This is a genomic window from Priestia flexa NBRC 15715, from assembly GCF_001591565.1.
GTDB classification, from domain to species: Bacteria; Bacillota; Bacilli; order Bacillales; family Bacillaceae_H; genus Priestia; species Priestia flexa.
Genome location: NZ_BCVD01000015.1, coordinates 37,285 through 44,965, shown reverse-complemented (window position 1 = coordinate 44,965; position 7,681 = coordinate 37,285). Strand labels below are relative to the sequence as shown.

Annotated in this window: 9 protein-coding genes; 3 read left to right on the top strand and 6 right to left on the bottom strand. The window is 37.7% G+C overall.

What is annotated here, in order from left to right; all coding sequences use genetic code 11:
• Positions 1 to 23: 23 nt before the first annotated feature.
• The 4 genes from hxlB to BFL01S_RS04445 form a co-directional block, all read right to left on the bottom strand.
• Positions 24 to 575 (bottom strand): 6-phospho-3-hexuloisomerase, encoded by a 552-nt coding sequence (hxlB, locus tag BFL01S_RS04460; protein WP_373688707.1) that lies wholly within the window; start codon positions 573 to 575, stop codon positions 24 to 26.
• A 16-nt stretch (positions 576 to 591) separates the two neighbouring features.
• Positions 592 to 1,221: a 3-hexulose-6-phosphate synthase gene (hxlA, locus tag BFL01S_RS04455; protein WP_025909191.1), complete on the bottom strand. Its 630-nt coding sequence runs from the start codon at positions 1,219 to 1,221 to the stop codon at positions 592 to 594.
• Between the two features lie 243 nt (positions 1,222 to 1,464).
• Positions 1,465 to 1,827 carry a transcriptional activator HxlR gene (gene hxlR / locus BFL01S_RS04450; protein WP_061784986.1) on the bottom strand — a complete coding sequence of 121 codons (363 nt, stop codon included), beginning with the start codon at positions 1,825 to 1,827 and terminating at the stop codon, positions 1,465 to 1,467.
• 94 nt (positions 1,828 to 1,921) lie between these two features.
• Entirely contained in the window at positions 1,922 to 2,797 is an 876-nt protein-coding gene (locus BFL01S_RS04445) for a LysR substrate-binding domain-containing protein (protein ID WP_025909193.1), read from the bottom strand.
• Between the two features lie 206 nt (positions 2,798 to 3,003).
• On the opposite strand from BFL01S_RS04445, the gene BFL01S_RS04440 reads away from it, so the two are divergent.
• Both BFL01S_RS04440 and BFL01S_RS04435 read left to right on the top strand, forming a co-directional pair.
• Entirely contained in the window at positions 3,004 to 3,777 is a 774-nt protein-coding gene (locus BFL01S_RS04440; RefSeq protein ID WP_025909194.1) for a hypothetical protein, read from the top strand.
• Positions 3,778 to 3,882: 105 nt separating this feature from the next.
• Entirely contained in the window at positions 3,883 to 4,668 is a 786-nt protein-coding gene (locus BFL01S_RS04435) for an SDR family oxidoreductase (RefSeq protein ID WP_035320403.1), read from the top strand.
• Positions 4,669 to 4,708: 40 nt separating this feature from the next.
• Here BFL01S_RS04435 and BFL01S_RS04430 read toward each other — a convergent pair whose 3' ends face one another.
• On the bottom strand, positions 4,709 to 5,320 hold the full coding sequence (locus tag BFL01S_RS04430; RefSeq protein WP_025909196.1) for a nitroreductase family protein: 612 nt from the start codon (positions 5,318 to 5,320) through the stop codon (positions 4,709 to 4,711).
• A gap of 150 nt (positions 5,321 to 5,470) precedes the next feature.
• Here BFL01S_RS04430 and BFL01S_RS04425 point away from each other — a divergent pair, with 150 nt between their 5' ends.
• A complete protein-coding gene (locus tag BFL01S_RS04425) occupies positions 5,471 to 6,334 on the top strand; it encodes an NAD(P)-dependent oxidoreductase (RefSeq protein ID WP_061784985.1) in 864 nt (287 codons plus the stop codon).
• A gap of 150 nt (positions 6,335 to 6,484) precedes the next feature.
• Here BFL01S_RS04425 and BFL01S_RS04420 read toward each other — a convergent pair whose 3' ends face one another.
• A complete protein-coding gene (locus tag BFL01S_RS04420) occupies positions 6,485 to 7,645 on the bottom strand; it encodes an aminotransferase A (RefSeq protein ID WP_061784984.1) in 1,161 nt (386 codons plus the stop codon).
• Positions 7,646 to 7,681: the final 36 nt, after the last annotated feature.

Below are 7,681 nucleotides of genomic sequence, written 5' to 3'. Positions count from 1 at the left end.
CTTATGTCCCAGCCTCTTTTTTGCTATTCTAAATTAGCATGTTTACCGTACATTTTGTGCGTGTCTAAACCTTTCTTTTCCATAAAGCGCAGAATAAGCGCATCGTAAAAAAGCAAGAGCGTTTGTTCAAATAGAGACCCCATTGGCTGTACAGTTTGATAGTCACTATTTGTTTGGTCTTTTTTTGCACCTGGAAGTTTGACAGTAAAATCAGCTAACGTTCCAAGCGTCGATTTAGGAGAGATGGTAACAACGCTAACTTTACCACCAATTTCTTTTGCTTTTTCCACAACTGGAATAAGCATTTTTGTTTCACCAGATCCAGATCCTAAAATAAGCAGGTCATCTTTGGTAAATGTTGAGGTAACGGTTTCGCCGATAACATAAGCATCAATACCCATATGCATCATTCTCATGGCAAATGATTTTCCCATGAAGCCTGAACGACCAGAGCCTGTTACGAAAACGCGCTTTGCTTCAATGATGGCATTAACAAGCTGCTCAGCTTCACTAGATGAAACACGCTCTGTAGTCTGTGTCAGTTCGTCTACAATTTGACGTAAATGGCTGTTAATATTCACGATTCGTTCCTCAGTTTGAAATAAGTTCTTTCATTTTAGCAGCTGTCGCTTTTTTATCGTCTTGACCTGTAATACCGCCACCAACAATAACAAGGTCTGGCTGAGCTTTTACTACTTCTGGTAACGTTTCTAACTTAATGCCACCAGCAACAGCGGTTTTTGCATTTTTAACAACGCTTTTGATCGTTACTAAGTCTTCAAATGAGTTTTGGCCAACAGCTTGTAAATCGTAACCAGTATGAACACAAATATAATCAACGCCAAGCTCATCTAATTCTTGAGCACGACCTTTAATATCTTTAACACCAATCATATCAACAAGGATTTTTTTGTTTTGTTTTTTTGCTTCTTCCACAGCACCTTTAATTGACATATCTTCAGCAACACCTAAAATCGTCACAATGTCAGCGCCAGCTTTTGATGCTTGCTGTACTTCGTAACCGGCAGCATCCATAATTTTAAGGTCAGCTAATACTTTTAAGTTTGGAAATGCTTCTTTAACCTCTTTTACAGCACGCAAGCCTTCGTTAATGACAACGGGCGTCCCGATTTCTACGATATCAATATGATCTTCGACTTCTTTAATAACCTCTTTTGCTTCAGCGATGTTTACTAAATCTAATGCTAATTGTAGTTCCATGCTTTCTTCACTCCTTAGAAATTCTATCTATTCACTGTTGTGTAACAAAGCAACAGGTGTAAAAGTAGTATACCCAGTTTTATTTGCTGCTAAAAGTACGCACTTTGTAAACAACTACTATAGAATTTGATAGTATACTAAGGTATACTTTTGGTGATAACAGCTATGTAATCGCTTTATTTACTTGGGAAAATAGAGATGATGCATAATGCATCATCTCTAAAAAAATTTATTTCACAATTCTTATTTGGTGATTGCTTCACTTTTTTCTTGATTTACTAGTACAGTTTCACGGTAACTTTGTCCCCAGCTATACATAGCAGTTAAGACTGGTATCAGGCTTTGACCATGTTCAGTTAGCGAATACTCAACCTTTGGAGGAACGACAGGGTATACCTCTCGGTGGACGATTACATCATCTTCTAGCTCTCGTAGCTGATTTGCCAGCATGCGAGGCGTGATGTCAGGGATTAAGGCTTTTAATTCACCAAAGCGCTTTGTCCCTTCATGACCTAAATGCCATAGAATGAGCATTTTCCACTTTCCGCCGATGATAGCGAGCGTCAATTCTTTCTCACAATTAAATTCTTTATTTAGCTGACTCAATTGGTTCACCTCATTTTTGTTCCATTACTCAGTACCTTTTATTATACTTCTTACATTTCTATTTTTTCAAAAGTTTAGCTTGCAGCGCGTGCGATTATACAGTTTGTTTAATATGATCAATAAATGCTTGAGTGGCGTATGAAATATAGCGATCTTGTTTTGTAATAAGAGCTAGTTCCCAAGGAATCCCGTTTTCTAACTCAACAACTGTGAGCTGTTCTAAATCAATTTTTTCACACAAAGAATAAGGAAACAGCGCAATTCCTAAGTTAGCGGCGACCATTTCGCTAATAAAATCCCACTGTGAGCTTTTATAGCCAATAGTAGGCTCAAAGCCGCTTTTTAAACACTCATTGTAAACCATCTCATACATCGTAAAGTCTTCGTGAAACGAAATAAAGGTCTCATTTTTTAATTCTTGCAACGAAATGCTTTTATGACGAGCAAGAGGGTGGTTTTTATGAACAATGAGCTGCAAGGTTTCTTTTGCTAATGGGGTAAAGGAAAACATGTCCTCGTTTACTGGCAGTAGCACAACTCCTACGTCTACGTCTCCTTGTTCTACGATTTTCTCCATCTTTTTTGCTCCGTACTCAATCATTTGAATTTGAACGTCAGGATATTGCTCTCGAAATGATTTAATAATACGTGGGAAAAACAATGTACCGATAATGGGAGGAATGCCAATCTTAATGATTCCTCGTTTTAAATGCATTAAGTCATATAAAGAATTAGATAGGTCGCGTAAAGAAGCGATGATGCTTTCAGCTTGTTCATACACAATGGCTCCCGCATCAGTTAGTTCTACTTTTTTAAAGGAACGATCTAATAGTGGAGTTCCAAGCTCTTCCTCTAAAGACTTCACCATCTTACTTAGTGAAGGTTGTGAGATATGTAAAGCTTCTGAAGCACGCGTGAAATTTTTATGCTTAGCAACCTCAGTAAAATAATGTAGATGACGTACATCCATGAAAGCATTCACTCCAATTAAAATTTGTTTTTAGACTATGGAATATTGTAGCATCATATTCGGGAATTTTTAATGATTAAAATGGAAAATTCTCAGAAAAATTACTGCATATATATATTTACACCTTCTTTATTTTAGAGATATAATAAATGAATTGAAGGAACGTATTTACTCTTTGAAATGAATTGGTAAGGTGGTTAGGAAGGTTGAGTAAAGCAGAAGGAATGAAAGATGTCGTTTATATAAATGGAAATGTAAATGAGAAGTGCTTTGTCACGCATGGCATTACGTTTAAAGAGTTCTATCAGTCATTGCGTAATCCTCTCACGAACCTTTTGTTATTAAAACATCAATTTGAAGATAGCGATTACCATTACTCTACTCATATGGACTATCTTGAAGAGGAACAGGTTTCTTTATTAGTAGACGAAGAGGTATCAGATTACGGTGATTTTTGTTGGATAGATGTAGATGATGTGTCTTCACTTGATTTATTGGAGCCACAAGATGTTGCTTCTCTCTTGTATTTAGGGCACATGAAAAAGCCCTTACATTCACCTTTTGTGAATAAATTAAGCAATCAGTTTGTTTATTTAGCTGGTGAAGATGGCTATTATAATAAAACGTATTATCGAGATGTATACGATATTAAGCATATGATAAGCCGTGTGATTCCGTTGAAAGCATCTTCTTTGAAGCAAAAAGGTTTTGGGTTTCGACGAAAAAAATCTGAATATCCTGCTTTACCACTTGTAGTAGCTAATACGCTTTTAATGTTGACGCAGGACGGCTTGCTCTTTGATTTTGAACAACAGGCTCAGTCACGTAAAGATCTGCATATTCCAGTCTATACGATCGGTCGATTTACGGATATGGAGGATATGTATAACGAGCGTTTTAATAATCAAGAAGAGAGTAAATTAAGAGCTTATTTGATTTTTAACAAAAAAGAAGCAGAGTGGACCCTAGAAGAAGTTTAGGAAAAGAGCATTGAAGAGATGCTCTTTTTTTATTTGAGTCATATCTAGATTTTGTGATACTATTAAAAAGATTCAGATAGTTAATAGACGATAGGCGGTGTCAAAGTGGAGTTGAATTTAAAGGAGAAAACAGCCTTAGTTTTTGCAGCGAGTCAAGGGCTTGGCAAAGCAATTGCAACACAGTTTGCTAAAGAAGGAGCGAATGTTGTAATAGCTAGTCGTTCTGAAGACAAGCTTCAAAGAGTAGTAAGCGAATTGAACAAAATAGAATTACATAATGTACGTTATATCAAAGCTGATGTAGCAAGCCTACAAGATATTGAACAAGCCGTTCGGTTTACGGAAGAAGAGTTTGGCACAATCGACATTTTAGTAAACAACGCGGGGGGACCAAAGGCAGGTAACTTTCTAGAGATGACTGATGAAGACTGGTATACGGCGTTTGAAAATAACTTAATGAGCTGTATTCGAATGACTCGGACTGTCGTTCCGATTATGAAGAAAAGCGGTGGCAAAATAATTAATATTGCCTCGTCTTCTATTAAAGAGCCAATACCTGGTCTTGTTCTGTCAAATACGTTTCGAACAGGAATTGTTGGCTTAACTAAAACGCTTGCTGAAGAGTTAGCAGCTTATGGTATTTTAATTAATACCGTTGCTCCAGGAAGAATTGCAACGGATCGAGTAGGAGAATTAGATTCAATTCGGGCTAATAAGTTAGGGATAACGAAAGAAGAAGTACAAACAGAAATGGCAAGTCAGATTGCTCTCGGACGCTATGGGAATCCTGAGGAGTTTGCTAAAGTCGTCACGTTTGTTGCTTCAGGAGCAAATTCGTATATGACGGGGCAGTCCTTTTTAGTAGATGGAGGCTTAGTGAAGTCCATTTAATAGAAAACACGCAAACGATGTGTTTGCGTGTTTTCTATTATTAGATCCATGTTGTTACTTGGTCTAATGGTAAACGATCACTAGCATGAGCAGGCTTTGCAGCTTTTCCAACAGAGATTAACATTACTGGGATGTAGCGATCTTCAATTTTAAATTCTTCAACAAATTTTTGAGCGTTAAAGCCACCCATTGAGCATGTATCATATCCTTTTGCTTTCGCAGCTAGCATGAACGTCATGGCAGCTAAAGAAGCGTTTGTAAATGCTGCATCACGTGCAAACGTTGCATTTTTATAAGCACCGTTAATTTGACCAGCTAAAATGTCTTTTACTTCCGCAGTCATGTGACCAGTGTCAACTAATGGGTTATATACAGCATCTGTGTTTTTGTTTGCTTCTAAGTCACCTAAGATTGCGATAACTGCACCTGCTTCAACAATCTGTTTTTGATTGTATGCAATTGGAAGCAAGCGTTCTTTTGCAGCTTCGTCTGTAATGACAACGAAGTGCCAGTGCTGTAAGTTCCATGCAGAAGGTGATTTCACTGTTGCGTCTAGTAGCTCAGTTAATTCTTCTTTACTTAATTTTACAGATGTGTCATAGTGGCGAATTGATGTACGCTCGCTTACAACATCAAAAAAATTTTTAGACATACTAAAAAACCTCCAATAAATAAATGTGAAAATGATGGAATTGATGCACATTCTATCCTGTTTATAGGATGAACGTCAAGATATATGCTTTAGTATGCCTAAGGGGTTGTCATCACAAACATTGAGCTTGAAAAGAAAAGAGGAGACTTTATGAAAATTGGATTTATCGGTAGCGGTGTTATGGGAAGCAGCATGATTATGCATTTACTAAAGGCAGGTTATTCTGTGAATGTATATACGCGTACAAAAGAAAAAGCAAAAGAGGTTATTGCTAAAGGAGCTATGTGGAACGATAGTCCAGCGACCGTAGCAAGCGAATCTGACATCATTATTACCATGGTAGGTTATCCAGCTGATGTGAGAGAAATTTATTTTGGGAAAGAGGGAATTTTACATAATGCGAAGGCTGGTTCATATGTTATTGACATGACCACTTCGGAGCCAAGCTTAGCTGTTGAAATATACCAACAAGCGAAAGAGTTAAGGATTCATGCGTTAGATGCTCCCGTATCAGGTGGAGATGTAGGGGCTAAAAATGGAACATTAACAATTATGGTCGGAGGAGACAAGAAAGCATTTGAAGCGTGTAAAGATGTCTTTTCGCTCTTAGGAACAAACGTTATTTTACAAGGTGATGCAGGAGCTGGTCAACACACAAAAATGTGTAACCAAATTACGATTGCTTCCAATATGATGGGCGTTGCTGAAGCGCTTGTTTATGCTGAGAAAGCAGGCCTTGATCCGGAGAAGGTATTAAGCTCAATTTCTGCAGGAGCGGCGGGAAGTTGGTCGCTGAGCAATTTAGCTCCGCGTATGATAAAAGAAGATTTCGAACCTGGCTTTTATATTAAGCATTTTATAAAAGACATGCAGATTGCTTTAAAGGAAGCAAAAGAGCTAGGAATAGAAACACCAGGGTTAGCTCTTGCGAATCATCTATATGAACAGTTAGCTGCAGAAGGAGAACAAGATAGCGGAACTCAGGCTTTATATAAGCTATATAAAAAAGAATAAAGTTCTAGTTAAGGTTGTAAAAAAGTACATTAATAAAAAAGCGTGAGTTTCCATGAGAACTCACGCTTTTTTATTAATATATATCATTAGTAGGAGGTTAGATAGGATACGTATAGAGGTCATAGCTAAACAAAGCTCGTTAAGTCATTTTTAGCCTTTTTTTGTTTGCAAATAGGATTCCATACGGTCCATTGCTTCAACCAACGTCTCCATTGCATAAGCATAAGAAAGTCTAACATAGCCTTCACCTAGGTCTGAAAATGCACTACCGGGAACAAGAGCTACGCCTGCTTCTTTTACTAACTCAAGTGCAAAGTCAAACGACGACATGTTAAGTGATTGAATCGATGGGAAAATATAAAAAGCACCGTTAGGCTTTTCCACATCAAAGCCCATCTTAACAAGACGCTCGTAAACATAATTCAATCGTCTTTCGTATTCTTTTTTCATGTCTACAGCATCATTTTTACCTGCTGTTAAAGCGTTAAGAGCCGCAGCTTGCGAAATGGATGATGCGCAGCTGACGTTATATTGATGCACTTTTAAAATATGCTTTGTTAAGTATGCTGGCGCAAATAATAATCCGATGCGCCAACCTGTCATCGAATGAGACTTAGATACGCCGTTTACCACAATGGTTTTATCACGCATTGAAGGAATGGCTGCAATCGAATGATGGTTACCTTCAAATACAAGTTCACTATAAATTTCGTCAGATAAGACAAAAACCTCTTTATCCTGTAACAAGTCAGCAATCTCTTGAAGCTCTTCTTTGGACAGTGTTACGCCGGTTGGATTTGAAGGGTAAGGTAAGATAACACATCTTGTTTTATCCGTTAGGTGCTGCTCAATTAAATCAGCAGTTAAACGAAATCCAGTTTGTGTTGTATCAATATGTACAGGAATAGCACCGTTTAATTTAATGAGCGGTTCGTATCCAGGATAGACTGGACCTGGTAAAAGTACCTCTGAGCCTTCTTCTAAAATTGTTCGCATCGCAATATCAATGGCTTGACTCGCTCCAATCGTAACAATGATCTCAGATGATGGATCGTAGGATAATTGATACTTTGTATGTACAAACTCAGCGGCTGCTTTTCTTAGCTCAATTGTTCCTGCATTATGTGTGTAAGACGTAGCGTTTTCATCAATAGCCGTTTTAGCAGCTTCTTTCACATGAGGCGGCGTTAGAAAATCAGGTTGTCCAATTGTTAATGACAATACGTTATCATACTGAGCTACCATATTATAAAATTTGCGAATACCCGACAGTTCAATGCCTTTTACTCGTTTGTTAATTAAATGTTCCATACTAGTCGTTCCATCCTTCCACAGTGTTTCACTCAT

Coding starts and splice junctions, on each gene's coding strand:
- hxlA (WP_025909191.1), bottom strand. CDS start 1,221: ATGGAACTACAATTAGCATTAGATTTAGTAAACATCGCTGAAGCAAAA.
- BFL01S_RS04445 (WP_025909193.1), bottom strand. CDS start 2,797: ATGGATGTACGTCATCTACATTATTTTACTGAGGTTGCTAAGCATAAA.
- BFL01S_RS04430 (WP_025909196.1), bottom strand. CDS start 5,320: ATGTCTAAAAATTTTTTTGATGTTGTAAGCGAGCGTACATCAATTCGC.
- BFL01S_RS04425 (WP_061784985.1), top strand. CDS start 5,471: ATGAAAATTGGATTTATCGGTAGCGGTGTTATGGGAAGCAGCATGATT.
- BFL01S_RS04420 (WP_061784984.1), bottom strand. CDS start 7,645: ATGGAACATTTAATTAACAAACGAGTAAAAGGCATTGAACTGTCGGGT.